This is a genomic window from Candidatus Nitrosotalea sp. FS (genome assembly GCF_011319475.1).
Taxonomy (GTDB): domain Archaea; phylum Thermoproteota; class Nitrososphaeria; order Nitrososphaerales; family Nitrosopumilaceae; genus Nitrosotalea.
On the sequence record NZ_RCMC01000307.1, the window covers coordinates 29,725 to 30,131 of the forward strand.

Consider the following 407-nt stretch of genomic DNA (forward strand, 5'->3'; position numbering starts at 1 on the left):
CTGTATCGGTCCTTGAGTAACCCTTCCTCAAATGGCACTCCAAGCTCTTGTGCATAACCCAATGCAGCAGGCCTTGCAGAGTCTGGAACTGGAATGACAATATCTGCATCTTTTATTGCAAATTTGCGTGCAAGAAATTGTCCTATTCTTTTTCTTGCCAAGTAAATGTTAGAGCCCTCCATCACACTTGATGGGTGTGCAAAATATGTAAATTCAAATGAACAATGAGCCGGTTTGTTTTCTTGTGAAAACATTTCAGATTCTATACCAGCATTACTAATCTTGAGCAGTTCTCCAGGTTTTNTTCAGAATCCATTCCAACTGCAGCAGCCAAGTTCTTGGCATCGTTGTAGCCAAGAAAGTCTGCACCAATTAGCTGTCTTACTTTTTCTGTAATTTCATCTTCG

Annotated in this window: 1 pseudogene; it reads right to left on the bottom strand. The window is 40.6% G+C overall.

Features of this window, described 5'->3' with window-relative positions:
* Window positions 1–303: pseudogene (locus DYY66_RS15225) on the bottom strand (amidophosphoribosyltransferase); the annotation flags it as partial.
* Window positions 304–407 lie beyond the last annotated feature (104 nt).